This window comes from Candidatus Sysuiplasma jiujiangense, assembly GCA_019721075.1.
GTDB lineage: Archaea > Thermoplasmatota > Thermoplasmata > Sysuiplasmatales > Sysuiplasmataceae > Sysuiplasma > Sysuiplasma jiujiangense.
Genome location: JAHEAD010000005.1, coordinates 1 through 26998 on the forward strand (window position 1 = coordinate 1; position 26998 = coordinate 26998).

At 47.7% G+C, this 26998-nt stretch carries 25 protein-coding genes; 11 read left to right on the forward strand and 14 right to left on the reverse strand.

The features are described 5' to 3' along the window. The first annotated feature begins 340 nt into the window (after positions 1–340). Both purM and KIS29_04230 read left to right on the forward strand, forming a co-directional pair. Positions 341–1366 carry a phosphoribosylformylglycinamidine cyclo-ligase gene (gene purM / locus KIS29_04225; protein ID MBX8639529.1) on the forward strand — a complete coding sequence of 342 codons (1026 nt, stop codon included), beginning with the start codon at positions 341–343 and terminating at the stop codon, positions 1364–1366. Between the two features lie 32 nt (positions 1367–1398). Then, positions 1399–2949 (forward strand): amidohydrolase, encoded by a 1551-nt coding sequence (locus KIS29_04230; protein MBX8639530.1) that lies wholly within the window; start codon positions 1399–1401, stop codon positions 2947–2949. Between the two features lie 12 nt (positions 2950–2961). On the opposite strand, the gene KIS29_04235 is transcribed toward KIS29_04230, so the two are convergent. The 5 genes from KIS29_04235 to KIS29_04255 form a co-directional block, all read right to left on the reverse strand. Beyond that, a complete protein-coding gene (locus KIS29_04235) occupies positions 2962–3792 on the reverse strand; it encodes a universal stress protein (protein MBX8639531.1) in 831 nt (276 codons plus the stop codon). 69 nt (positions 3793–3861) lie between these two features. Continuing rightward, positions 3862–4467: a potassium-transporting ATPase subunit C gene (locus KIS29_04240; GenBank protein MBX8639532.1), complete on the reverse strand. Its 606-nt coding sequence runs from the start codon at positions 4465–4467 to the stop codon at positions 3862–3864. Continuing rightward, on the reverse strand, positions 4460–6481 hold the full coding sequence (kdpB, locus tag KIS29_04245; protein MBX8639533.1) for a potassium-transporting ATPase subunit KdpB: 2022 nt from the start codon (positions 6479–6481) through the stop codon (positions 4460–4462). The genes KIS29_04240 and kdpB overlap by 8 nt, the downstream gene beginning before the upstream one ends. A gap of 20 nt (positions 6482–6501) precedes the next feature. Then, a complete protein-coding gene (kdpA, locus tag KIS29_04250; protein MBX8639534.1) occupies positions 6502–8193 on the reverse strand; it encodes a potassium-transporting ATPase subunit A in 1692 nt (563 codons plus the stop codon). Positions 8194–8205: 12 nt separating this feature from the next. Beyond that, complete coding sequence (locus tag KIS29_04255; GenBank protein ID MBX8639535.1) at positions 8206–8295, reverse strand: potassium-transporting ATPase subunit F; 90 nt, start codon at positions 8293–8295, stop codon at positions 8206–8208. Positions 8296–8547: 252 nt separating this feature from the next. Between KIS29_04255 and KIS29_04260 the strand changes: the two genes are divergently transcribed. The 3 genes from KIS29_04260 to KIS29_04270 all read left to right on the forward strand — a co-directional run bounded on the left by KIS29_04260 (position 8548) and on the right by KIS29_04270 (position 12946). Continuing rightward, positions 8548–9060 carry an acyl-CoA thioesterase gene (locus tag KIS29_04260; GenBank protein MBX8639536.1) on the forward strand — a complete coding sequence of 171 codons (513 nt, stop codon included), beginning with the start codon at positions 8548–8550 and terminating at the stop codon, positions 9058–9060. Positions 9061–9122: 62 nt separating this feature from the next. After that, positions 9123–10454, forward strand: a complete 1332-nt coding sequence (locus KIS29_04265; protein MBX8639537.1) for a hypothetical protein — start codon at positions 9123–9125, stop codon at positions 10452–10454. A gap of 401 nt (positions 10455–10855) precedes the next feature. After that, the gene (locus KIS29_04270; protein MBX8639538.1) at positions 10856–12946 is read left to right on the forward strand and encodes a thioredoxin domain-containing protein; all 2091 of its coding nucleotides are present in this window, start codon (positions 10856–10858) and stop codon (positions 12944–12946) included. A 107-nt stretch (positions 12947–13053) separates the two neighbouring features. On the opposite strand, the gene KIS29_04275 is transcribed toward KIS29_04270, so the two are convergent. The 4 genes from KIS29_04275 to thrC form a co-directional block, all read right to left on the reverse strand. After that, complete coding sequence (locus tag KIS29_04275; GenBank protein ID MBX8639539.1) at positions 13054–13218, reverse strand: hypothetical protein; 165 nt, start codon at positions 13216–13218, stop codon at positions 13054–13056. 100 nt (positions 13219–13318) lie between these two features. Beyond that, a complete protein-coding gene (locus tag KIS29_04280; protein MBX8639540.1) occupies positions 13319–14263 on the reverse strand; it encodes a hypothetical protein in 945 nt (314 codons plus the stop codon). A 75-nt stretch (positions 14264–14338) separates the two neighbouring features. Next, complete coding sequence (locus KIS29_04285) at positions 14339–14617, reverse strand: MoaD family protein (protein MBX8639541.1); 279 nt, start codon at positions 14615–14617, stop codon at positions 14339–14341. Continuing rightward, a complete protein-coding gene (gene thrC / locus KIS29_04290) occupies positions 14617–15906 on the reverse strand; it encodes a threonine synthase (GenBank protein MBX8639542.1) in 1290 nt (429 codons plus the stop codon). The genes KIS29_04285 and thrC overlap by 1 nt, the downstream gene beginning before the upstream one ends. Positions 15907–16093: 187 nt before the next feature. On the opposite strand from thrC, the gene KIS29_04295 reads away from it, so the two are divergent. Next, positions 16094–16657: a CBS domain-containing protein gene (locus KIS29_04295; protein MBX8639543.1), complete on the forward strand. Its 564-nt coding sequence runs from the start codon at positions 16094–16096 to the stop codon at positions 16655–16657. 61 nt (positions 16658–16718) lie between these two features. Here KIS29_04295 and KIS29_04300 read toward each other — a convergent pair whose 3' ends face one another. Continuing rightward, on the reverse strand, positions 16719–17972 hold the full coding sequence (locus KIS29_04300; GenBank protein MBX8639544.1) for a Glu/Leu/Phe/Val dehydrogenase: 1254 nt from the start codon (positions 17970–17972) through the stop codon (positions 16719–16721). A gap of 322 nt (positions 17973–18294) precedes the next feature. Here KIS29_04300 and KIS29_04305 point away from each other — a divergent pair, with 322 nt between their 5' ends. Continuing rightward, on the forward strand, positions 18295–19227 hold the full coding sequence (locus KIS29_04305) for a M48 family metalloprotease (protein ID MBX8639545.1): 933 nt from the start codon (positions 18295–18297) through the stop codon (positions 19225–19227). Positions 19228–19237: 10 nt separating this feature from the next. Here the strand turns inward: KIS29_04305 and KIS29_04310 are convergent, their stop codons facing one another. Further along, positions 19238–19822, reverse strand: a complete 585-nt coding sequence (locus KIS29_04310) for a hypothetical protein (protein MBX8639546.1) — start codon at positions 19820–19822, stop codon at positions 19238–19240. Positions 19823–19973: 151 nt separating this feature from the next. Between KIS29_04310 and KIS29_04315 the strand changes: the two genes are divergently transcribed. Genes KIS29_04315 through KIS29_04325 form a run of 3 tightly spaced genes read left to right on the forward strand, consistent with a single transcriptional unit; the run spans position 19974 to position 22041 of the window. Next, the gene (locus KIS29_04315; protein MBX8639547.1) at positions 19974–20756 is read left to right on the forward strand and encodes an RAD55 family ATPase; all 783 of its coding nucleotides are present in this window, start codon (positions 19974–19976) and stop codon (positions 20754–20756) included. Then, entirely contained in the window at positions 20753–21319 is a 567-nt protein-coding gene (locus tag KIS29_04320; protein ID MBX8639548.1) for a hypothetical protein, read from the forward strand. Before KIS29_04315 ends, KIS29_04320 begins: the two co-directional genes overlap by 4 nt. Continuing rightward, positions 21316–22041, forward strand: coding sequence for a recombinase RecA (locus KIS29_04325; protein MBX8639549.1), 726 nt, complete (start codon positions 21316–21318; stop codon positions 22039–22041). The genes KIS29_04320 and KIS29_04325 overlap by 4 nt, the downstream gene beginning before the upstream one ends. Before the next feature lie 8 nt (positions 22042–22049). Here the strand turns inward: KIS29_04325 and KIS29_04330 are convergent, their stop codons facing one another. Continuing rightward, a complete protein-coding gene (locus KIS29_04330) occupies positions 22050–22565 on the reverse strand; it encodes an RDD family protein (GenBank protein MBX8639550.1) in 516 nt (171 codons plus the stop codon). Between the two features lie 199 nt (positions 22566–22764). On the opposite strand from KIS29_04330, the gene KIS29_04335 reads away from it, so the two are divergent. Continuing rightward, positions 22765–23241: a GNAT family N-acetyltransferase gene (locus KIS29_04335; protein MBX8639551.1), complete on the forward strand. Its 477-nt coding sequence runs from the start codon at positions 22765–22767 to the stop codon at positions 23239–23241. A 121-nt stretch (positions 23242–23362) separates the two neighbouring features. On the opposite strand, the gene KIS29_04340 is transcribed toward KIS29_04335, so the two are convergent. Together KIS29_04340 and KIS29_04345 are read right to left on the reverse strand one after the other, a co-directional pair. Next, a complete protein-coding gene (locus KIS29_04340; GenBank protein ID MBX8639552.1) occupies positions 23363–26305 on the reverse strand; it encodes an FtsX-like permease family protein in 2943 nt (980 codons plus the stop codon). After that, a complete protein-coding gene (locus KIS29_04345) occupies positions 26295–26957 on the reverse strand; it encodes an ABC transporter ATP-binding protein (protein MBX8639553.1) in 663 nt (220 codons plus the stop codon). The genes KIS29_04340 and KIS29_04345 overlap by 11 nt, the downstream gene beginning before the upstream one ends. Positions 26958–26998 lie beyond the last annotated feature (41 nt).

Below are 26998 nucleotides of genomic sequence, written 5' to 3' on the forward strand. Positions count from 1 at the left end.
CGCTGGTCATGTGAAGAGACTCCTGCATACAAGGCAACACCACCTTCATTCTTCGGAGTGGGATAGACGGGAATGGTTCCAGTTGGCATCTGTTCAGACCTTACGGGCAATTGCCCTGCACGGAACCAACGACAGGCCGTCTTGTAATCTATGCCTTGTTCCCGCGCCCAATCCGCCAACTTCATTTGACCCTACATAAGCACATATGGTATTGAAGTTTCCTGCTGCTAATTACCCTTTGCTGTCCACTCGATATCAAGAGTAGATTGACAGGGGCTAAATAACTGCTTTGTACTGACCACGGCAAAAGTCTTTATCGGAATTGACAGATGACGCAGCCATGCAAACTGAAGGACTTACCTATGCGTCCTCAGGTGTTGACATCGATATCAAAAGCAGTTTCATCCGCACGGTTGTGAAGGAACTCAGGTTCAGCAGAAGGACATTCCGTCCTGAAATTGGTGTGGGGCACTTCACCTCAGCAATACGCATTGGATCCAGACTGCTCACTCTTTCAACCGACGGCGTCGGATCAAAAATGCTCATCGCAAGGAAACTAAACAAGTGGGATACCGTAGGAATAGACTGCATAGCCATGAATGTAAACGATACAATATGCATCGGTGCGGAACCGATTGCTGTTGTCGATTATATCGCAACACCAAAGATTGAAATGGAGATCGCTTCGGCGATAGGAAAAGGACTGAACAGGGGAGCAGCCAGAGCCAACGTAACCGTTGTCGGGGGCGAGGTCGCAATCCTCACCGATATGCTCAATGAAGTCGATCTGTCTGGAAGTTGCCTCGGTATCGTGGAGAAAAAGAAAATGATTACCGGGAATACAATCATGCCCGGAGATAAAATAATCGGACTCTCGAGTTCCGGTCTCCATTCAAACGGTTTTACCCTTGTTCGCCGGCTTCTGGAGGACGGCTTACTGGACCTTGATGCAAAAATTGGAAACAAGACACTGGCGGAAATAATAATGTCTCCGACAAGGATTTACGTCAGGGGGGTGCTCGATGCGCTCCGATCGGGAGGCATTACGGGTCTCGCCAACATAACCGGCGGGGGGATGAGAAATATTATAAGGCTCAATGACAGTCTTCACTTTCGAATAGATTCTCTTCCACGTATTCCTGAGATTTTTAGTCTTATTGCAGAAGCTGGAAAAGTGTCTGATCGCGAGATGTTTCAAACCTTCAATATGGGTGTGGGATTCATGGTCGTATGCAGGGAAGATTCCTGTGAAAAGGTGATTAAGAGACTGAAGAAGAACGGTGTGTCGGCATTTGAGATTGGCAGTGTAGAAAAAGGCAGTGGATTGACGCTTGTGGACCATGACATTCATTACAGCGCATATTGAGCTTTACTTGCATGTTTTGGGAGATGCGGTGTATGAGCCGTGATAACGGCAGCATCCTGGTATTCAATGGAAGAATTTTTACCGGGCACAGATTCGTCGAATCAATACTGATATCAGATGGTCGGGTGGTATACGCAGGCTCTTCGGGTGAAATAACGGAAAAGTCCGCAGGACAGGGAATTGAACGACTGGATGCACAGGGGAGGATCGTACTTCCGGGCCTTACCGACAGTCACATGCACCTGCTTGAAACCGGGACAGAGATGATGATGGGCACACTGAAAGGATATGCAAGCATCGAATCAATGGTGTCGGATCTCAGGAACAAATGCGGAAAAATGCCGTTTCTCGTGTCAGGAGGATGGGATGAGGAAAATTTCAGTGAGCGCAGGCTTCCCGAAAGGAAGGACCTGGACAGGATATCCACCGATGCCCCGGTAATGCTTTTCAGGTTCTGCCATCATGTTGTTTCTGTTAACTCATTTGTTATAGAAAGACTCGGTCTGGAAGACGCAGAGGATGTGGACGGAGGAATTGTCGGTCACGACTCCTCCGGAAGAATGAACGGCATACTCATTGACAGGGCAATAGATTATCTCCTCGGTTACAGAAGCAGTCTCCTTCAGTCTATTGCAGCCGACGCTATGTGTCTCGCCGCCGATTATGCCATTTCGAGGGGCATCACAACACTGATGTCTCTGGATTGTGACTCGCTTGAATTGCAGAGGTGCATTGAACTCGTTTCATCAAAAAGAATGAAATGCCGACTGAGACTTTTCCTTTCGAAGAGTACATTTTCCGATTATCTTGCTTCCGGTGCAATTCCTGAGGATGACATGTTCAGGGTTGCGGGCGTAAAGCTGTTCGCAGACGGCAGTTTTGGCGGTAGAACAGCCCTTCTGTCCAAACCGTACGAGGACAGCAACACATCGGGATTGTGCCTGATGGATGTCGGCGACTTGACTGAGGAATTACGGAAGGCAGCCGCTGCAGGAAAAATGGCTGCGGTTCATGCAATCGGGGACAGGGCAATAGCAAACGTTCTGAAAGCGGCGTCGAATGCGCAGATCCCCGGCAACAGGTTGAGAATAGAACATCTGGCTCTCACTCCCCCGGAAATAGTGAAAAGGTTATCCGAGTTCAGGCCGCTGCTTGTTGTGCAGCCACATTTTCTCGTCGGCGACTGGTGGCTGCCGGCAAGACTGGGAGATCGAGCCAAACACTGCTATCTTTTCAGAACATTTGCAGAGAAGGGCCTGGAACCGGTAGGTTCCAGCGATTCTCCGGTGGAACCCCTGGATCCGTGGACAGGCATACTGTCAGCGACAGACAGGGGGAAGCACGCGGGTGTTGAGATGTCAGCCATCACTTCTTCGGAAGCTGTTGATACCATCGATGCAATCAAGATGTATACTGCATGGTCAGGCAAAGCAAGCAATGAATCGGGCATAATAGGGTCTCTTGAGCCCGGAGGTTACGGGGACTTTATTATGATGATGGAGAAAGACATAGATGCCTTGCTCCGGAACAGCATGGTTATGAGGAGTTATGTCGGCGGGCGGCTGGTTTTTGAGGCGGAATGAGACGATTTGTCGTCATCTTGCTCCCCTGTATATTACCACAGGACACGGAGATTCCCTGATAATGTGTTCAAAGAGGCTTCCATGATAGAATGGCAGAGCTGATGTCGAGAGTCTTGAGGAAAGGACAAGTACGGAAAATTTCCCCTTCGAGACTTCATTGATTATGAGCTCCGCAGGGCTACCTCTGCGTGTCACGTTCATTACGCCGGCGGAAAAGTCTGCCGGTGCCGCCGCACTATCATTCCGCGATGACGAAATGTGGAGCTCCGAAATTGAACCGTTTCCAATTCCCCGGGAGAGCGCTTTTGCAATCGCGATTACCGTCCTCCTGTTGCTCCATTCGCTGGTTACTGCAAGTATTTTTCTTGCCTGCCTGCTGTCCATAAGAAGCGTCAGCTGGGTGACCATCATAATGTCCACTACCGAATTCTTCGCGATGCTTCTTGTTTTGCTCCCTAATCTGAAATTCCTCTTTCCAGGATGAGGCTTTATGACAAAAAGCAGCAGGTCATAGTTCTCTTTCCTGATCTCCTCCAGTATCCCTCCGGCAATCGATCTGTGGTTGACAACTTTAGGAATCACTTTCACTTGATTTCTGTAACCTGTTTCCACTGCGGCAAGCGAAATTCTGGTTCCTCTTTTCCATTGCCCAATGATCTCCAGCGGGTGCGACGAATCAATGACATGTATTGTAACAATTTCCCCCCCTCTCCTCAGAAATCTCATTGCAAACGGTATGATCAGCTCGACTATCTCTTTCGAATCTGCAGGAATGAGAATGCGTCCGTACTGGGGGGTTGCATCCTTCCGCTCTTCTTCCGTATCTTCGCTCTGTGCATCCATGTGTATGCTACCTTATATTATTTGTTTAATTTAATTTTTACCCATGATAGAATTAAGCAATGCAGAATTTTATCGAATCAATCCGTCCTTCAGCAGTATGGAATGAAGTGCAAGATCTAAAAGGACGACGTTCACATAGGTGCTTCCTATGAATCCGAGGAACGGATGAACTGTGTATCTGGTCACAAGCGAATCAAGTAGAGAAACGCTCAGATTTGTGTTGAAATGTACCCTCGGAATCTGGAACAGTGCAAAGCTGACAGTTATGTCCGGATCGAAACCAGAAGCGCTTGGCTCAACACCGTTTGCCGGGACCTTCTGTCCTGGTTTGAGATGGCCTGTCTGGATAAGATATGTGGTATAATTGAGCGTCTGATTGTAAAATTCCAGTGTCGCGATCCCAATTGCCTGTCCGCCTGAACCGTTAAGCGAATTGTAATTTACCGAAGATACTCTGGGCCAGAAGTACATCGGCGAGCTGAAATTTTGGCCTATCAGTTCCGAACCCACCACTGTCCCGTTAACACTGATGAGGCTTCCATTCTCCTGCCAGCCCAGGCCGAGAGCTTCTCCCGCACCTGCAACAAAAGCCGGATATGCGAAACCGCACAGGATGAAGGAAAGCAGCGTCAGCACTAGAACCGGCCTCAGATGCCTGAAATGAGCATCAGACATGAATTATCAACCCCATCAGTATGGATATGAGTTTAATTCCTATAAATGCGGAGATCAGGCCACCGCCGCCATAAAGTACTATGTTTCTCCTTAACAGCGCGACTGGCCCTGTCGCCTCGAATCGTACCCCTCTCATTGCTATCGGTATCAACAGCGGGATCACAATAGCGTTGAACAACAGTGTGGAAAGTATTGCTATCTGAGGGGATTGTATTCCAAGTATATTCACTGCAGCAAGCGATGGAAGGAAGGCAACAAACATTGCTGGTATTATGGCAAAGTATTTCGCTACATCGTTGGTAACGCTGAATGTGGTCAGCGCCCCCCGTGTAATCAGAAGCTGCTTGCCAAGCGCAACGATCTCGATGAGTTTGGTCGGATCGGAGTCAAGGTCGACCATGTTTGCGGCATCCTTTGCTACAGCGGTTCCTGAGTTCATTGCCAGGCCAACGTCGGCCTGTGCCAGCGCTGGCGCATCGTTTGAGCCATCGCCTGTCATGGCTATCAGGTGACCCCTGGACTGCTCCCTGACAATGATCTCCATTTTGTCCTGCGGTTTTGCTTCCGCTCTGAATTCGTCTACACCCGCCTTCTTCGCGATTGTCTGTGCGGTGAGGAAATTATCTCCCGTGACCATGATTGTCCTTATCCCCATGTTCTTCAGCTCCTGAATTCTGGAATCGATACCGGGCTTAATCAAATCCTGAAGGACAATCAGCCCCTGAACCTCGTTATTAAGCGCGAGAACAAGCGGAGTCGAACCTTCAAGAGCAGCGGCATGGATTTCTTTCCTGATCGTCTCAGGAATTATCACGCCGCTCTTTTCCATTGCGTCGGCAGAGCCTTTTCTTATTCTGTCCTGATCGATATCGGCTCCACTCATTCTTGTTTCTGCAGTGAATCTCACCGGTCTTATCCTCGATATTATATCCTTGTCGACTCTCGCTCCCCGGGCATAAGCCAGTTTCATTGTCGAAACGCCTTCGGGCGTATTGTCAATTGCAGATGACAGATATGCAAGATTCAGTATGCTGGCCTCGTCCTTGCCTGGAGCGGGCACTATTCTGGTCGCGACCCTGTTTCCTATAGTTATTGTTCCGGTCTTGTCAAGCAGCAGAACGTCAACATCGCCGGATGTTTCAACAGCCTTTCCCGACTTCGCAATGACATTGTATCGAATAACCCTGTTGACTCCGGCAATTCTTATTGCAGGCAGCAGCGCACCTATCGTTGTCGGAAGGAGACATACAAGTAGTGCGACGAGCGCACCCATGTCGACTGTGAATTTGAAGAACTGCGCCACCGGTATTATCGTTGCTATTACAATTACAAGAACAAGACTCAGGGCCACAAGCAGCTGCGACAGTGCAATCTCATTCTGTGTCTTCTGTCTGTTTGCACCTTCCACAAGAGCAATCATCTGATCCAGGAATGTATGGCCGGGATCGTTGCTCACCTTGACCTTTGCCTGGCCGGATATAACTGTTGTGCCGCCAAGAACAGAATCTTTGTCGCCTCCGGTTTCCTTCACCTGAGCTTCGGATTCACCCGTCATCATTGACTCGTTGACAACGAGTGCCCCCTCAATGATCTGGCCGTCTATTGGAACCGTGTCCCCCTCGTTCAGCAGAACAATATCTCCTTTCCTGAGTTCATTGTTGTTCACGAGTTCCGGCTTTCCTGCACTGTCTATCCTTCTTGTCTTGATTTCGGTTCTTAGGCTCTTGAGTGACTCTGCATTTGCCTTTCCCTGTGCATCAGCAAAAGACTCCGAAAAATTCGCAAACCACAGGGTCGCGATCAAAATAAGCAGGATAGCAAGGTAGTATGAAAATCCATACCCTTTCCCAATCATACCGCTGAACAGGCCGGGAAGGAAAGTTATCATCGCCACAAATATCGTGCTGATGTAGACAACAAACATTACCGGATTTTTGAAAGCAATTCTCGGATCAAAACCTCTCAGTGATCCAGTCAGAGCATTGGACAGGAAGCTCCTCCGTAGCTTTCTCATTTCGCTGTTTTCTTCCGCAGTTATCCCCCCAGGAATCCTGCTAGCGGACCGAGAACCAGCACAGGCAGGAAGAGTAGGGCGCTAAGCACTATTATGAAGCCGAACAGAAAAATCCCGAAAACAGGATCATCGGTCATCATGATCGTTTTCGTCTGGGACGCTGTCTTGGTCGATGAGAGAACCCCGCCTATTGAAAGCGCTATTGCGATAGGCACATATCTGCCTATTATCATCACAACCGCTTCCGCAATATAGAAAAAGGCCGAATTCTGGGCAACAACAACTCCTCCCATGGCCGATCCGTTGTTTGCAGCGGCTGAGGTGAATTCATAGAGGAGGGCGGTGAACGCTTCATTTGGCGGCAAAAAAATGAATCTGGAAAAACCGGAAAGTATCGCTATTGCTGTTGGAATGAGAATAAGTACCGGATGCAACAACACAAAAATGACAGCATACCTCATTACGCCTGTTGAAATTTTTTTGCCTATGAACTCAGGCGTTCTTCCCACCATGAGGCCGGAGATAAACACGGCAAGCATCATGTAAATCAGCAGCGTGATGAGTCCGGTGCCTACTCCGCCAGGAGTTCCCTGAAGATCCATGCCGAAAAGTGCTACGCCGATGGAAAGCGGATTCATCTGGTTTATATTGACATTGGGGCCACCTGTCATAGTGTATGTGTTGAGAATCAGGCTGAAGGTCGATTCTGTAATTGAAAAGCGCGTGTCCTTGCCTGCCCAGTTGCCTGAAGTCTGGCTTATCGGAAGTGTGCTGAGAAGGTGATTCGGAAGGTATTCCGCATAGAGCGAAAGGCCGATTGCAATAATGAGGATTGACATCGTTACGGCAACCAGCACTCTTGCCTGTTTCGGATTCCGTATCATGTGGCCGAATGAGAATATCAGGCCGAACGGTATGATTGCTTCAGTTATGAGTTCAAGATAATTAGACACGGGTCCTGGATTTTCGAAAGGATATGACGAATCTGCACCGTAGAAGCCACCGCCGTTTGTTCCCAGGAATTTAATAGATTCCAGGCTTGCAACAGGTCCCCTGAAAATGTACTGGTTTCCCATATCTACAGTATGCGCTATTATGGCGGCCTGGAATGTCTGGGGCATTCCGAGGTATATGAAAACTATTGCCTCCACAGCACTTATGGGTATCAGGATGCGTGTTATGGTTGTGACAAAGTCCTTATAAAAGTTTCCGACCTTTGAGTTCTGATTTATAATGCTCCTGATGAAGGCAACTGCAGAAACAATGCCTGTTGCTGCGGAAGTGAACATCAGGAAGGTGATAACGCCCATCTGGGAAAAGTAACTCAGCTGCAGCTCCCCCGTGTAGTGCTGCAGGTTGGTGTTCGTCAGGAAGGATGAGACAGTCGTGAAGTTGAGGAGTACCGGCAGGCCACCTGCATGATTCGGATTCAGGGGCAGCAGCGGCTGAAAATAAAGAATGATGAATGATAGAATTCCAAAGGAAATATTTGTAAATAATATGGCCTTAAGATATTCCTTCCAGTCCATTTCAGACTTCGGATTCACTCCAAGGAGCCTGTAAATGAAATTTTCAATCGGCAGCATCAGGCGATCCGCTGCCATGCGCTTGCCGAGGAAGAGTCTTCCCATGTAGTTTCCAAGAATCGCCGAAAGAAACACAATGACAAAAAGGAGAAAACCGATCTGAACGAAGGAGATTAATGGTATCAATTGCTTATCCCTTCAGAATCTCTCTGGATAGAGAAGTGCATAGGTAAGGTATGTGACAGTGAGCACAATGAATGCAATAAGGACGACATAACCTGCTGTCAAATTATGGCACCTCCCGGTGATTTTCCGTTAGAGTAAGACCAACTTAATTAAATTTTGCTCTCGCGAAAGCCGGAATTACAGAATCGACTGCGCTTGTCGGTCCACATTCACATATCACGAAATCCCACAGGTTTGTAAATCTGCTGACTGTTTTAAAGCATTGGCGCAGTACACTGCCAATCCCGGTTTCCATTGGTATGGTTTAGTTTTTCCTGCAAAAATACTAAATGAAATTATACCCTATGACAGATAATGAAGCGAGGTAATAACGTGATATCTGAAAAGAGAGTGGCAGACAGCGTGTCCCACATATCGAGGGTCATGATGCCGACCGATGCTAATATAGCAGGAAATGTCTTTGGAGGAACGATACTAAAGCTCGTGGATGAAGTTTCGGGTCTTGTTGCCCTGAGGCATTGCAATTCAAATGTCGTCACGGCCTCTATCGAACACATGGATTTTCTTTATCCAGTCCATATCGGAGACCTGCTGTCACTGGACGCGAAAATGACTTATGTCGGTAACAGCTCTATGGAAGTACTGGTAAACGTGACCGCAGAAAATCTGATGACCGGCGAGAAGCAGCATGCGGGCGATTCAATAGTCACACTTGTAGCCCTTGACAGGGACGGTCATACCAAGTCTGCTCCGAAACTGATACTTACCACTGATGAGGAAAGAAGGTTGTTTTCAGAAGGTGAAAAGAGAAGGGCCCTCAGACTGGTAAGGGCGAACGAAAGGAAAAAACAGTCCCAGTCATCATGAGCATCGTATCCGGGAAAGGTAACAGATGCCAATAAACTCAGCAGAATGAACCCTGTGCAGTTATGGAAAGAGATAATTTCGACGAGAGACATTACTCTGCTGCCCTTGCTGTAAATGGCGCAGAAGCGGTAAATGCGGCAATTCTCGCATTCTCCGAATTAGGTTACAGACAGAATTTCGGCATTATAGCCGGCAGATCAGTCAACTTGGATTACGGGATCAGCGAAAATTATCTTCCTGTGAGAATCGTTCATCATTCAAGGCATTTGAATCGTTTTATCTCTGGGAGGGAAACACAGCTGCCGCTTCTTCATGCAGTTTCTCTGATGTCTGGCAGAACAGAGCGCAAAGTGAAAGAGGCTAGAGGCGGATCACTCACAGATCGACAGCTGATTTTCGAGCTGGTCTCCTCACTTGAAAAGAATGAAACCGGCAGGGCAGAGGGTATCATCGTGGAATTAGTTTCAAGAGGTATGTTCGAGGAGCTGATGGGTGTCCTCCGGGATGAAGCTGTCAGGCGTTACTCTTATATGTTTCCCGCTTTTATTCTCTGGAATGCTGTCCGGTGCATCGTCAGCGATGTCCCGGCCTATGAAGGTGGTTCCGTGTCTTTGCTCCGATGCCTTTCCGCAAGCACTGTTTCAGACGAATACATTTCGGTCCGGAAGGCAATTGGAAGGAAGGAGCTGAAGCTGCATAATGTTCTGGAAAACAGCTACGTCCCCGATGAGAAAGTTGATTGGAAAATAATCTCGGCCCTGAGAAGTGGAATTCCGGAACTTGCATTGAACATGCTTCTGGAAAAGATCTCCGACGGAATGAGTCAGAATCACATACTTTCTCTTGTCTTCAGGGAAATACTTGCTCAGTCACTAAATTCGGACAGAAAGGCGCTGTTCGAACACCTCATTCAGAATTGCTCTTCCATGATTGAGGTGAATATTTCCGGGAACGACAGAAGTGAAATCTCAGTGTACGAACTGCTGCTGACTGCCTCACACCTTGCTCAGATTTCTGTCGCCCATCCACTACAGCGGCCCTCCTCAGAAGGAAATGATGGCCTCAATGATGCTCTTCTCGTCATAGAGAGTGCCTTATCCGAAAAGACAGGTTCAATCCTGCCGGCGAAGCACAACACATTGTCGAACCAGGGGATAGCTGAATTTCTTGTCATGGCATCAATAAAGTGTGATCAGCTGAAAAACTTCAGTGAAGCCCTCTGCCACTGCTCATCTGTTCTGTCGGCCGGTGAAGTTCTCGGCGGCGGTAATGTTGCCAAATACGTCATCGACGAAAGCGCAGATTATCTTTCAAAACTGTTTTTGATCGGCGGCAGGTACGCCACTTCGATATATGACAGATTCGGAAGTTTCAGTGAATCCGATTCTCATTAAACAGACTGACGGAGATCAGAATATTGCAATTGATATTGTAAAAACACTCATAGAATTTCCGGAAGCATTCTATAATTCTGCGATTTTTTTCTGACATCAGCGTCGGCAAAATTTTGGTAAATTATATTTGTATGAATGTATATGTGGTAGACGGAGTGATTGTTTTTGCCAACTAAGAAAAAAGCAAAGACTGCAAAAAAGGCAAAGAAGGGAAAGAAATAGAAACCTGAGGATTCTGAATGGGGGAAACGGTTTTCCCTTCTATTTTTCATTTTTGTCATTCAGGGTGAATTTTTTAAGAATCTTTTTTGTTTCCCATTGCCGGCTGCACTATTCAGCCAACTGCTGCCACAAGTGAATAACAATAAAGGTATCTATCTGTTAAGTGATCCTTATTTTCAATGGCGGATACTGGTAATTCTGCAAACAGGCTTGTTAATGAGAGAAGTACATATCTCAGAGATGCGGCCATGCAGCCAGTTGACTGGTTTCCATGGTGTCATGAAGCATTTGAAAAGGCACACAGGGAAGGGAAACCAGTTCTGCTCGACATCGGCGCTTCATGGTGTCACTGGTGCCATGTTATGGATGAAGGAACTTATGAAGACAAACATATTGCGCAACTGATTAATGAAAAGTTTGTTGCTGTAAAGGTCGACAGGGATGAAAGACCAGACATTGACGGGCGTTACCAGAAGGCTGTAAATGCGATGACGGGCCAGGGAGGATGGCCCCTTACAGTCTTCCTTGATGATGAAGGAAGACCGTTTTACGGCGGAACATATTTCCCTCCCAAACAGTCAGGGCAGCTTCCCGGCCTGGACGAAGTGCTTGAAAAAGTCCATGACTATTACTCCTCAAACAGAGACGATGCATCGGAGGTCGGAAAGAGGGTTTTGTCAGCCCTCAAAACAGAGAGAAAGGACAAATCTGAGGCAGTCAGGACATCCCTGCTTTCGGCAGCCTGCCTGCAGATGATTGCCGAATCGGATATGAAATACGGTGGATTCGGTTACTCGCCCAAATTCCCGCATACAGCCGCAATTGAATTCCTCATGGCTGCATTTCGCAGGGGTAATAATAATGCTCTTCCAGTAATAATAGCCACTCTGAACAAAATGCAGGAAGGAGGAATCTTCGATCAGTTGGGCGGAGGGTTTCACAGGTATTCCACGGACGAGAAATGGGTAGTCCCCCATTTTGAGAAGATGTCCTACGACAATGCATTTCTTCTGAAAAACTATGTTCACGGTTACCAGATTTTCAGGGACGAGGAATACAGAAAAACTGCGGACCTCATCATTAACTTCGTCATGACTAAACTGAAGTCAGAAGCCGGATTCTATTCGACCCAGGACGCCGATGCGATTCCGGGGGATGACGGCGATTACTGGACGTGGTCTCCCTCAGAACTATCTTCTGTGCTTAGCGGAAAGGAAAGGGAGGTAGCATCCTTCGTCTATCATATTCGGGGAGAGGCGGAAATGCATGGCAGGAGTGACAGGCATGTACTCTACAGGGCGATGACTGTGCCTCAGGCAGCCGAACGTCTCTCCCTGACAAGGACTGAGGCGGAACAAATGCTGAATACTGCAAGAGACAAAATGCTTCTCGCAAGACAAAAAAGACCTTCCCCGCGCGTAGACAGAACCGTCTTTTCCAACTGGACCGGCATGGTCATTTCTTCGGTCTATGAGTATGCACGTGCATTCAATCTTGACAATGACGCAGATTTCTGCAGGAAGGCAATAGAATATTCTATTGCGCATTCATTCGATGAGGAAACCGGATTCCTGCATGTAGTAGATTCTTCAAGGAAAGTTACAGGTATGCTTGAGGATCAGGTGCAGATGGGTCTGTCCCTGATAGATGCCTTTTGCTATCATGGAAATGAAATTTTTCTGAGGACTGCGGTTTCAGTTGCAAAGATACTGTCCAGCAGGTACGCGCTGTCCTCCGGGCTTCTTTCAGATACAGACAGATATCTTGCAACGCCTGATTTCAACGAACTATCCTCGATTGAGAACATACAGCTGTACGATTCACCTAATCCTTCCCCGAATGCCTCTGCTGCAATATTTTTTCAAAGGCTCGAAGCCGTCACGGGTGAACATTCGTATCTCGACAGTTCGCAACGTATTTTGAACGCTGCGTCACATTTTTGCTCTGAGAGCGGCTCTTTTGCAGGTTCATATTTTCAGGCTCTGGACAGCCATATGAATGGTATGGCATCACTGGTTATAGTCGGATCAGAGGGAGAGCGGAATTTCGAAGAACTGAAAGCCGCCTCCTCGCAAATCTATCTTCCTGCAAAGGAGACAATATTTGTCGACCTTTCCGGTGGCTGCAGGAAACTCTATTCCGAAACAATAAAAGGCATGATTGAAAGGGCCGAAAAAGGGAAAAAGGCATTTGCATTCCTGTGCAGGGGAACAACATGTTCTTCTCCTTCAGGTTCTGCGGACGAACTGATTAAAACAGTGGGAGTCTGATTTCCGGAATTACGTCTGAAGGGGAGTGTAAAGCTTGTGAAGAATTGACTACATTATGCCTTATTTCACATTATCATCAGGACTCTCTGCATTTACCGGAAATGGCGTTACTCATCCGGTGAAGGCTCGCACAATTTCCCTTTCTCCCATTTCAATCCCCTGCCTTCGGAACAATCACGGCACAGTATGACATATCCCCTGGGATTCATGAGGTCGCTGAATCTCTTTAGATCAATAAGCTCGACAGGCATCTGGCAATCTTCACACTGCATTTGACTTCCACTCCACATTACGTCCGACTTCTAATTAACTTTGCCGTAATTCGCGCAGGAGCTTCTGCCAAAAGCTTCTGGAGGCGGCCCGTCTTTTGTTTCAACGTTCTCTTCTTCCAGATCTTCCCCGCCTGGATGCTATTGCGTATACGGAAAAAAGTGAAACCGCGATTATTACAGTCGCTATTGCCGCTTCTTCGAAGGGCTGGCCAGGCGGCGACACCGCGTAAATGGTGTTTCCTATTGCATAGCCTCTTCCTTTAAACACTATCATCGCTGACGGATCCTCCCGTAGCGACATGGTGTAGTTGCCTGTTGCATTTCCGGAAATGAAAGGTATCCTGAACACCGTTTCGTTCAGGGCACTGGCCTGGTAAGAATAGACTGTCTGTTTTACGGTAGCAGAGTAAGTCCTTGTCCAGTTTGCGAGAGGAATTGAAAATTCTCCAAAATTCAGTATGTTCACTCTCTTCAGATACGGAACGCTGCTGTTCAGTACCGAAAGCTCGGTGATGTTTTCAAGATAGCTTGCAGGACTGTTCAGATTGATTTCATTTCCGCTGCTGCCTATCGAATTGAGCGTACCGCTGAAATTGAAACTCTTCCAGGTCATGTTGTATGCCCCCGCGGTGCCGTTCGGCAGCCACCTCAGAGACATGTTGAGCCTCGTTATTGCAACTAGCCCGATGCCGGATGCTGTCTGAGTGACAGTCAAATTCATGCTGCTGTCCAGGTAGAAAACCTGAATTGAGTCGTTGAAATCCGAAATCGTCTGATTGATTTTTTCTTCATCCTTCAGGCCTAGGGGCGTGGTTGTGTTTACGGACGCGCCAGATGAGAAACCGCCGGTTCCAATTTTTGTGTAATTGGTGAAATTTCCGCCGGTAATATTTATGTATGTTGCGATCTCCGAATTCCAGTAGGCGACCCCGTTTGAAGGATTGAGGTAGATATGCAGGCTTGAGCCTGCTGCAGGAGGAAACACCTGAACAAGGATAAACAGCGATAGCAAAACAGTCAAGACCGATATTGCCTGCGATTTCACAGTGTTCCAGCAACTGTTTTTACTATAATTTTATTGCTGATCGCTTTAGACAGTACCCGCGCCGGATAGCAGTTATCAGCCGCCGGACACCGCCGGAACTATGTCGACAACTGAACTTTTACTGAGTTCTGTTTTCTGTCCGTTGAGAAATCTTATATCCTTCCCGTCCACGTATACATTGATATACCTGCGTATCCGGTCCCCGTCCTCGTATGTCCTTCGTCTGAATTCTTCTCCAAAAATAGAAGCAAGTCTGGAAAAAAGGGCATCTATGCTGCCCTCAAACTCAATTTCAATTTCCCTGTTTCCCTTTGTTATTGACTGCAGTGCAGATGAGAAGTGCACAGTAACCATCAGTTCAAACCTCCGATGCCCTTTTCAAAAATTTTTTCGACCTCTTCAGTATTATTTCCCACCTTATATGTGCGTCCCATTGATTTGGCATCCAGATGCCTTTGAGATTTAAGGCCGTTTCCTGTGATGAGGCATACGATTGTCTCGTCTCTTCCTATTGTCCCGTCCTCCAGCTTCCTGCGCAGGGAGGCAATGACGCATCCTCCTGCAGGTTCGGTGAATACGCCTTCATGACGGGCAAGGAGCATCTGCCCCTCAAAAATCTCTCTGTCATCCGGCGCATCAGCGAAACCTGCGGATTTCCTGATTATGGACAGGGCCTCATAACCCGAGGCAGGATCACCTATTGCCAGCGACTCGGCCACTGTTTCCGGTCTCTCAACAGGATGTATCATGCCATCCGTTCCGGAGTAGGCATCAGAAATCGGAGAGCATCCATACGGCTGCGTGCCTGAAATCATTACTTCTGCAGAATCATCTATGAGACCTGTTTCAGCAAACTCATTTAATCCCTTGCTCACAGCAGTCAGCAGCGCCCCCGAACCCATGGGTACAATTACCCTGTCAGGCAGTGCCCACCCAAGCTGCTCTACCGTTTCCATCGCTATTGTTTTGGATCCCTCCACATAATACGGCCTGAGATTTATGTTGACGAACCCTATCCTGTATCTGTCGGCGATCAGGTTTGAAATCCTGTTTGCTTCATCATATGTTCCGTCAACCTCAATCAGATTTGCACCATATGCCAGCGCCGGCAATATCTTCCCTCTGTCCGTGCTGGACGGAACGAGCACATATGACGGGATACCGTATTTTGCCGATGCTGCAGCTACAGCTCCCGCAAGGTTTCCCGTGGATGCGCAGCCCGAACCCGCGAGACCGAACTCAACGATCTTTGTTATGGACACCGCAACGGGTCTGTCCTTAAAGGAATAAGTCGGATTCACAGTATCGTCCTTGACGAGAATCCTTCTGGCCCCCAGCATCCTGGCGAGATTCCTGCACTCTCTCAAGGGAGTCATTCCGGGATTGAGTCCGTCTGCTCCGACAACCGGATCAGCAGGTAGAAGAGGCCAATATCGCCACATGCTGCCCGGCTGCGATCGGATATAATCCCTGTCAAGAAATTCCCTGACTTCCTCGGTTCGGTATTTTACCTCCAGGGAATGGAAGCATTCATCACATGCATTCCTCAGGCCCACCGGAAACTTTTTTCCGCATCCCTTGCACTCAAAGCCATCTATGTAGCTTCCGCGCTGATTGCCTCCTCTGCTGGTATATAGCGTCATTTTGCAGACCATTATCGAACTTCGATATAGCATTGGTTGATATAAAAATTCTAAAAGGAATTTTACTTTTGCCTGCGCCATATATCGCTGTTTGCACCGGATATGCATGAGACGGCGGTTGAAACAGCAGGATTGTAGCTCGCACTATTCCGATACGAATTAATATTGGAGAACAATCGGTAACCATATGTCCTTTCCGAGGATTGAAGACATTAAGAAGATCAGAAAGCAGCTGGACATGACTCAGAGCCAGCTTGCAAGAGCGGCCAATGTGAGCCAGTCGACGATAGCAAAGCTGGAAAGGAACAGCATATCTGCAAGTTACGATATTGTAACCAGGGTTTTCAATACACTTGAATCCGAGGGACGGAGCAGAAAGCTCAGAAAGACTGCCAAGGATGTTCTTCACCCCTCTGTGGTGAGCGTCAATAATTTCGCAACGCTTGCCGAGGTTTCGGAACTCCTCAAAAGAAAGGGCTATTCACAGTTGCCGGTAATGAGCGGTGAACGGGTGATGGGCAGCATATCCGAAGAGGCAATACTTGACAAGCTCAGGGACGGCATAAGCATTGAGGAGCTCGCAGGGATCAGGGTCGAGGAAGTGATGAATGAAGCATACCCTGTTATATCTGAAGAAACACCTGTTGAAGCAGTCGCCTCCCTCCTCACACACAGCACTGCGGTTCTGGTTCAGCGAAGGGGCAGGATCTCAGGCATTATCACGAAGTCAGATCTTCTCAAGCTCATCTGAAGAGGGAGGAAAAGTGTTTTGGTGAAAATGTTTGAGTTAACGATCTAACCGCCGCAAAAATTCAGGGCCAGAGTCCTCTTGCCCTGTGGGCGTCCACGACCTTCTTTACCGCATAGACATACGCTGCTGTCCTCATGTCTATGTTTTCCTTCTTTGATATCGGTAGGATATCATTGTATGCCGACGTCATAACCCTTTCGAGTTTCTGATTGACCTCTTCCAGCGACCAGAAGAAGCTCTGTATATCCTGAACCCACTCAAAGTAGCTCACTGTGACGCCTCCTGCATTTGCAAGCACATCCGGTATCAGAAATACACCATTCTTGAAAAGTATCTCATCGGCCTTTGGTGTTGTGGGTCCATTCGCCTCTTCGACAACCATTTTTGCCTTGATCTTGGATGCATTCTTTTCCGTTATCTGATTTTCAAGAGCAGCTGGAACGAGTATGTCCGTATCCAGCATGAGAAGCTCATCGTTTGAAATGTTCCTTGTTCCGGGGAAATTTACAACCGAACCTGTTTTCGCCTTATGTTGTTCAAGCTTGGGAATATCAATGCCCTCTTTGCTGTATATGGCGCCTCTGCTGTCGCTTGTTGCAATGATCTTTGCCCCCAGATCACTGTGGAAAAGTCTGGCACCTATCGAGCCGGCATTTCCGAATCCCTGAACCGCTACCGTTGCCTTTTTTGTGTCTATTCCCGCGGTTTTTGCGGCAGCCCTTGCAACATACATCGCGCCCCTGGCGGTTGCTTCCCCCCTTCCCTCGGATCCTCCAATGCTCAGTGGTTTTCCTGTGACCACTCCGGGCACTGAGTAGCCCTTTATCATGCTAAATGTGTCCATCATCCATGCCATCGTCTGGGAATCTGTGTAAACATCCGGAGCAGGAATGTCCTTCTCAGGTCCTATTATTATGCTTATTTCCGATGTGTATCTTCTTGTCAGTCTTTCAAGCTCATTCCTGCTCAATTGCTTCGGATCAACGACAACACCACCTTTTGCGCCTCCGTAGGGCAGATTTACGACAGATGTCTTCCATGTCATCCATGCGGCCAATGCCCGTACCTCGTTCAGGGTTACATTGGGATGGAACCTGACTCCACCCTTGCAGGGTCCCCTTGAATAGTTATACTGAACACGGTACCCGGTAAAGACTCTGACCGAATCATCGTCCATTCTTACCGGGAAATTGACTGTCAGCTCCCTCTTGGGGTGTGTCAGTATTTCTACCATTCCGTTGTCGAGGTTGAGTATCTTAGCAGCCTTCTTAATCTGCTCAACAGCAATCCCAAATTGATCTAGTTGTTCTGCCATTTTATTGCACCTGATTGATTTTCCCTGCACTATTTATGTCCCTATAGCGCAGGTGTATTGAAGCTAGTATGCCCGTATATTTTAATACTGCCGATGTGAAAATTAGGCATGGCGGTAAAGTGCAGAATTGTGAATACCGTTCACGTTAAGCCAGGAAGAATTAATCCGGGCGCCGACTCCATTCAGAAGACGCATTCCGGGTACGATAACTGCAATGGAAGCGATTTATGGTGCACATACGGATATAATGCCTGCAGCCTTAACCTAATTTCCTTCGGAAATAGGTTGAAATACAGGTTCGCGGTAAACGCGATCGGGAGGTATGGCAAATATGGGACCCCGGACCGGTGTCATTGCGTTGTTTGCTGCGCTTACCCTGCTGTTTTTGTTAATAGGATCAGCTGTAGGTTATATGTTCTACGGTGATCCGTTGCTTGGTGCGCTAATATTTCTCGTGCTTTCGGCGGCAATCAATATTTTTACATATTTCTTTTCAACAGCGTTCGTCCTCCGGAGCAACAGGGCAGTGATGGTTAACGAATCCCAGGCGCCACGTCTTTTTGCCGCTATAAGGCAGGTCTCACAGACATATAATCTGCCAATGCCGAGGGTTGCCATTTCGGACTATCCAACGCCAAATGCGTTTGCAACCGGAAGGAACCATTCAAACGCAGTTGTATGTGCTACATCCGGTCTTCTCAACATTCTGGATGACAGGGAGCTCAGGGGTGTTATGGCTCATGAACTGGCTCACATAAAGGATCGTGACATACTTGTAATGAGCATTGCAGCTACGATAGCCGGAGCCATATCCTGGGCAGCCAATTCCCTCTTTTTTGCTGCGTTATTCGGGGGGCGCCGCAATCAGACCGGTATTTTAGGACTCCTGGTTATGATGGTTACAGTCCCAATAGCAGCGGCGATTCTCCAGCTGGCAATCTCCAGGAGACGGGAGACTGAGGCCGATGTGGTTGGTGCAAGGACCATTGGAGATCCGCTTTCCCTTGCTTCAGCACTAAAGAAGCTGGAATATGCAAACACCACTGCGCCTCTGCATGTCAGTCCTTCTTCTTCATCACTTTACATTGTTGGCGCCGGTCGCGCCCGCAGTCTGATGGCAAGGCTAATGTCAACACACCCTCCCCTGGAGCAGAGGATAGCAAGGCTCCAGAAACTGGCTTATGACATGGGTTACTGGTCACCTTCTGCACAGGGACCTGCTTACAGTGGCAAACTACAGAAAATGAGGTTCTGAGGTACTAACCTCAGTGATTCCAGTCCTTTCGCAGCACATCTATTATGCCAGGGGTCAGAATAAGTTTTTCATTCACAACTGGATAGCCGTAGGGCAGCAAAGTTGTATGGACATCGTCCCACCTTATTTCCACTTCTGAACTTATTTCAAGCTCACCAACTGATGCTCCCAGAAGAATCGCCCTTGCAACAAATGCCGCACTATCAATTGTCAGCTGTATCTTGCCCATGTTTCTCGTTATGTTATTGATTCTATCAAATTTGCTCGTTATGAGTTTTGCAGTCCTGCCCAGGGGTCTGTCGTAACCGAGGATGCCGCCTACGATCAGGTATTCATAACCTCTTATTTCCTTTTTTTTCAGCTCCTCTGCAGCCATGTGATCCAGAATTATGCATCCGCTGCCTCCGGTATATTCAAGAGAATCGAGCTCGCTTACTTCGCCTATCTCCTCCAGCAACTTTCTGTCCTTTTTCCTTCTTATGCTTGTAAATACCAGTCCCGGCCAGATTTCACCGCAATGTCTGTATTCGGCAAGAAGCCAATCTGACAGCCTTTCTTCGCAATTCTCGATGACCATCCTCGGTCCTTTTTTCATTCACCTGAGTGATTGGAACACCTACTAAAAAACCCAGCGGGCCTGTTTAATTCTTAATCGCTTCCCGGAAGATGAGTTTTCCCGTTATCATTTGCCGTTACTGTTGTAAAAAGGTTGATAATTGTAAAGCTGGTCAATTGAACGGTTACAGATGAGAACGGTTTCGGACGAAAGGGCTGTTCAGGCTGAGGGAAGCCTCAGCATTGGTCGAGAAAAATGTCTCACCGGCATCGAAGGGCTGGACAGCATTCTGGGAGGAGGAATCCCTAGAAACAATACTGTTCTACTCACTGGAAACTGCGGTACCGGAAAAACATCCCTATCGCTCGAATATCTCCTCCACGGTGCTATTTCCGGCGAAAACGGGCTATATCTTTCGGTCACGGAACCGTTCGAAAAACTGATAGCAAACATGATACCGTATGATTTTTTCAAAAGAGACTTCTTAAAAAACGGGAGACTCACCTTCATCGACATTTCTACAATATACAGCAAACTCGGTTTCAGCAGAGACAGGATGAGTCTGGAGGACGTCGACCTGCTTGTTGTTGCCATAGGAGATCTGGCCAGGGAAACAAAGGCGAGAAGGCTGGTCATTGATTCCATTACTTCCGTTGCTTATCAGCTCGATACGCAGGAAAAGCTCAGAAATTTAATGCTCGGACTGAGCAAGATGCTCTCCGGGCTGGGAACAACATCGCTCATCATATCGGAACTGACTGCAGCCGATGCAAGTTACTCAAAATATGGCGTGGAGGAAGCAATAGCTGACGGCGTAGTCCTCATGGGGAATCTTGAAAGGAAGGGAGATATGCTCAGGACCCTTCAGGTAATAAAGATGAGGGGAACATCGCATTCGCGTGCGAAATATGTTCTGGATCTGACTACGGCCGGGACGCTTCTTGTTCCGCTGCTCAAGGGTGGCCAGTCATGAACGATATTGCCAGCCAGGTTGCAGGCGAGGTTAACAAGCTGGAGCCTAGTACCTCCACATCGCTTGAGATTGGGACAGATGTCTATTTTGATGCCATCAAGGGCATGCTAAGTCTTTCCGACAAGGGCTCGCAGATAATATACGTGGCATCGACTGTCCCGGCGGACGCAATAATGAATGCAATGGAACTCATCGGGGTTAGCACGAAACAGATCAAGTTTATTGATTGTATTTCAAACATGATGACGGGACAGCATAAGAGGGAGGACAACATAATATTCATCGAGAGCCCGACGATGCTGGAAAACATCATGCTGAAAGTGGAATACCTGAGAAGGAAATCGTCAGGCAAAAATGTTCTCGTCATTCTCGATTCGATAAACACGCTTCATATACACAACGACTGGAAAATTATGGGTGAGTTTCTCCACATCCTGGTCAACAGCCTGCGTTCAAGAGGTGCAATGATTCTTATGATAAGCATAAAGGAACAGCAGACACAGGAAGTCAGCACTCTCCTGGGCCTTGTGAGCGATAAACTTGTCAGATTCGGAGGAGAATGATGTCGTTCACGTCAGGCATAAAGAACCTTGATGTGGCACTGGATGGAGGTTTTGCGGAGGGTTCACTCTGTGCTGTAGTAGGTCATCCGGGATCCGGGCTTGGCGTCCTCGCCATGCAATTCGCCTCTTCCGGGAACGAGAAGAGCTACTATTTTTCCACCATGGACAGCAATGATGAGATTCTGCACACGATAAAGCGGTTCGGCTGGAACAAAGACATAAACATAGTGGACATCGGAGACAAATACTATGATTCTGTGCTTCTGAAGAAACTGGAAGTGACAAGATACAGGCAGGAGGGAATAAAGGTTATTGACGTTTTCGACTCTGAACCTGACGGTTCCAGACCGTTCAACTTTCTTACATTCCTGACGCATGAGATTTTCAAAGTCAAGCCGCCATTCAGGATAACAATAGACTCCCTTGATTTCTTCCTTGACAATTATGGCGTGGATGAGGTTCTCAGCGCCCTCAGGACATTAAAGGCCTATAACAAGCGCAGCCAGGGCGTAATTCTTGCAACAATGACAAAGGATATTTTCGACAGCAAGACGCAGAACGCGATAGATGCGCTGTGCGATACACTGATTGAACTGGAGAGAGAACGCGCAGGTAAGAAGTTCGAGAACAATTTCATATTGAGCAAGGTTAAGAGTTTTCCTGAGAAGGCAAAGATCCTGCAATATGCGATTACATCGGAAGGTTTCACTTTATTCGAATAATTGCTGCCTCAGGGATGAAAGGTGCCCGTTTTTTTTATTTTTACCTTAATCAGCGAGCTGGCGGGCTGAGCGGATACAACAGTCGTCCCGAAAACGCGGTCGCTGAATCTCTGCCTGGGGTCGCCAAATGTGAAAAAGCCGAGTATGAGGTCGAGTGGCAGAAGTATGTACCAGAATAGTTTGGATATGTTCCTGAACGCCGCTTCACGGAGCATTATCTGTCCCCTTTCTGAAGAAACGCGGAGTGACATTATTTTCTTTCCAACAGTATAGCCGTAATAGTATTCTGTCAGAGTCCCGTAGATAAGCCAGCATATTCCAGATGCAACACCCAAAAACAAGTCAAAATATAGTCTGCTGAATCCGAATGTCATGCCCACTGCCCATATTGGCACGAATATAGTCACCATGTCAATTACGCCGGCAGCAATTCTCTTCAGCCAGTGTGTTCTGAGAACGCTGTTCCTGAGTATAATCTCCGCAGCTATGGGCATCCCTATTCCCGATGTAGTAATGCTCATCATGAATATAATTCTATCGCATTTGACTGACGATCGTCTGACGGCTGTAACATACTTGTAGATGTTTCAGGAATAGACAGCCGGCTTATGACCGGTCTGTCTGCTTTCTCGTCAATTTGATCGTCTAACCGGCGTTGTACCGGTTCAGGCAGCCAGTTCCGGACATCAGTCCATTATATACCGGTTCTTCATAAGCGCGATCATGGTAGAACTTGCGTCGATGGCCGAAGACGATTTTCTGGCTTACCTGAAGAACAGCATTGAGCTTTATGCCGGTGAGAAGACCAGATCAGGCGACTGGAGTGAAATGGAATCACGGAGCCTTTCCGAGAAGACTTTCAACAGCCTTCTCCCGGACGGCATGGCGACAAAGGATCATTTCCTCTTCTCCATTGTGGATGAGAACAGCGGATTGAAGGTAGGTGTCATATGGGTGGGAATCGGGAATGCCAGTCCGGCTAAGGGAGCATGGGTGTGGGATCTGCTCATATTTGAAGGATTCAGGAGGCGAAGGTATGCACTCGATGCTCTTCGAAAGCTGGAACAGTTCCTCCAGACCAGGGGAATCACCCGCATTTCACTGCATGTATTCGCGCACAACACAGCGGCGCAGCATCTTTATGAGAAGTCGGGATTCACTGTTCTGGATATGACGCTGTCAAAGAGCATCACCTGTTAGTCATCTTTTATCTTTAAAGGCAAAATTGTTCGTTGTGCAGAGCGACATTGGACAACGGCCAGGTGCAGCTGCCTGATGACCGTCAGGGGGCAGTATAAGCCGGTCTGAGATTTTACGACGCCTATTCAATGTACCTGATGGCAGCGGATGGTTCTATCCGTGAAACTGCCCGAACCGAACTTATCACGGCCAGTATCGTCAGTGTGGCGGATATGGCAACAAGATAAAGGACGCTCGCGGGGGAATATGTAAATGAAAGTACGGGACTGAGTCTGCTTGCTATGATATTTCCGTTTATTAGGCTCATGATTACACCAATTACTGAGCCCGATACCGCTATGAATACGAACTCAAGGAGGAATGATGCGCTGACCATTCTTCTCGTGAATCCGAGTGCGCGCAGAAGACCTATGCTCTGATAGCGTTCCACCACGGAACGCATGGCTATTATACCGAGTCCGGCTGTTCCCGCAACCAGCCCCATTGCAATGAAAATTTCAGTCATTTCCACTATTCCGTTTATGTCCATGGTGATTTGTTGTGTAATCAGGTAGAGATTGAGTAATACGGGATTGTATTCCGTGAGAGCTTTCCTTATCTGTATGGATGCTGTGGTTGGTGAAACACCGTCTGCAAGGCTTATGAAAAGAACCGGAAAGGATGATCCCCTGAGGCCAAGGGAATCCATTGCCGTCGCCGAAACAAAGACCCCCTGAAAACCGAACTCATCGAGTATTCCCGCCACGACCACATTATGGGAAGTATGGTTGTTGCCGTACACAGTAAGTGTCTGGCCGAGTTTGATATTCACGTGAGGGTTCATGCCAGAACCGAAATTTCCCTGCTTTACGCCTGCAAGCGTCATGTCTATGACCGCCAGAGACGAATTGTTTTGAACAGCATTCCATACGCTGCGCTGTGAGTTGAATCGGGGGAGGTAGCTGTAAAACTGGTACCTGTTCCCGGAAAAGAAATCCCCTGTTCCATTATATGATGGTATTCCGACCAGCGGATAGATGAAGAGGCCGGAATCGTTGCCGCTGGCGGTAAACGCTGTTGTCGTATCATAAATCAGACTTGCCCGGGAAATATACCGGCTCAGTGAATTATTGTTTTCAATTGCGGAGGTTATGTTTGTACCATCACCGCTGTATACGACAAAATTGTATCCACCGCTCTGCTTTGCAACCGTCTGGACTGCAGCCTGATCAACCATACTTCCAAGGACAGAAACCGATACAATCCCGAAAATGACAAAGGAAAACAGCGCCAGCGAGATCGCCGTTCTGGTCTTCTTCTGAGTGGTGAACGCAAGCGCCTGCCTGACCGTTGCGCTTATTCCTCCGCGATTAATCTTTTTTGGTTTCATCGCACTAAGCAGAAACGGCTCCAGTGCGAAGAATACCAGTATGCCTCCTGAAACGAGGAAAATACCTGATTCCACATAGACGTAATAGGAATAGCCAAAATAATCCGGAAAAATACTCCATGCCTGTGGGATGCCCCACTGGATGATCAGACCGATTCCCGCAATTCCGGCAACAAAACTCCTGCCTGTGATGACAACGATTAACCAGACCACCGATAATATCAGCAGAGACAGGCCAAGCATGGAAATTTCCAGAGATGTGGTGAAATAGCCTGCTGCCAGCAGGAACACCGACACAATGGCGAGTAAAGCGAGCACAGTATTTTTGGGGCCGACTGCAACCTTACGCTGATTTACATTTCCTCTTATCGCATCTATTATGCTGAATCGACTCATAAAAATGCTTGCGGCAATTATTACTGCAAAAGTGGCAATGCCTCCAGTAGAGAAGCCAATAACTATATCAGACAGGGAAGGGCTGAATGATGCAAGCAGTATGCCAGTATTTCTCACAGGCAGTGAAAATGTATGACCAAACAGCGCCACAAACCCGTACATCATCAAGAATCCAATTGCTATCCCGAGAAGTGAGCCTGCAAAGCATGAAATCGCGGTATACACGAAACCTTCGGAGACAAATCCGTATGTTATTCCGGCCCTGCTTGCACCCAGCGCCCTGAGAGTGCCAAGATCCCTCATTCTTTCTTCGGCAAGCATGTAGAAAATGACAAGAACAAGTATCAGACCGGTTGCTACCGCGAACAGGCTCAGTGCCAGGTACAGATCGGAAAGATCACTTATTTCGGCATGGATTGTATTGAGCTGCTGCTGCAATAACGGATAAGCTGCAAGGGAAGTGCCAAATTCCGAATTGATTGACGGCAGTATGGAATCGATTTTTCTAATGGCACTGCCTGAGACTTTTACAGCAGAAAGTACTGTTCCGCTGTTGGCGATGGCAATGATGCTAATCCTTCCCTGGGAGCGAAGTGCAATTTGCGCGCCGCTCAGCCTCATGAATATGTTGAAACCAGAATCAAAATATCCTCTGTAATTGTCCCTGACAATACCGGCGACCCTTCCGGTGTAATGCACTCCAGGACCAAAATACAGTGTAACAGTGTCGCCAGTGGTGGCATTAAGCTGGTTTGCGGCAAGTTCATCTATGAGTATCCCATCTGCGGGAAGCGAAGTTATCACGCTTCCATTGGCGGATATGAAGTTTCCCAGTACGCTGCTGGACCACCATGGCGTCCCGACCAAACCAATATCCTGGTATGGGACACCTGTTGTGTTGTCGAACACGCTGACAGTTTCATATATCATCGGAATGGCGGCTGAAATTCCGGAATAACCTGATATCGATGAGTTCAATGCGCTATAGGCTGAATAATTGAAAAATGCTCCGTACAGCGAATTTCCGGAATCGGTGATTGTTTCGTCTATATGTCCGTAACTTAGCGCAACAAGGTTGTCGCTGAGTTCAAGCATGCTGCTCCTCATAACCAGCGCCCCGCTGATCATTGCGGAGCCCACCATCAGCCCTGCTATTATGAGCGCTGCCCTCTTTCTGTTGCCGAAAGCATTCCGTATGAACATCCTGAATATTGTTCTGTCTTTCAGTATTATCGAGACCGAGAATACGCTGATTATGGCGAACGTGATTAGCAGCAACAAAGAAACATCAGGTACCATTATCTGCATCTGATTCACCGTCATTCTCTATTTTCCCATCGCGGATCTTGATTTTTCTCTTTGAGTACGAAGCAACATCCTCATTGTGCGTCACAACTATTACTGTCGAATCGGTCTCCCGGTTAAGCTGGCTGAAGAGTTCAAGGACTGCCTTGCCTGAAATGCTGTCGAGATTGCCGGTCGGTTCGTCAGCCCATATCACAGCAGGTCTGTTTATCAGTGCCCTTGCTATGGCTACCCTCTGCTGTTCGCCGCCGGAGAGTTGATTCGGCCTGAATTTTGCCCTGTCGGCAAGTCCGACGTACTTCAGAATCTCGATTGCCCTTGCCCGCGTCTCTGTCCCACGGACGCCCGCAATTAGTGCTGGAAGTTCAACGTTTTCAACCACGTTGAACACAGGCAGCAGGGCATAGTTCTGAAAGACAAAACCCATTCTAATCGATCTGAAATAACTGATTTCTCTGTCGCTCAGCGCACTTATGTTCCTGCCGTCTACTATGACTTCGCCTTCACTTACCGTGTCCAGGCCGGACATGCAGTTCAGCAGCGTACTCTTTCCGGAACCTGAGGGGCCTGAAATAGATACAAATTCCCCTTTCCTGAACTTCAGGCTCACATTTCTTAGAACTGATATGGACTCTTTTCCAATCATATAGTATTTGCTGATGTTCCTTGCTTCTGCCGCGATTTCGG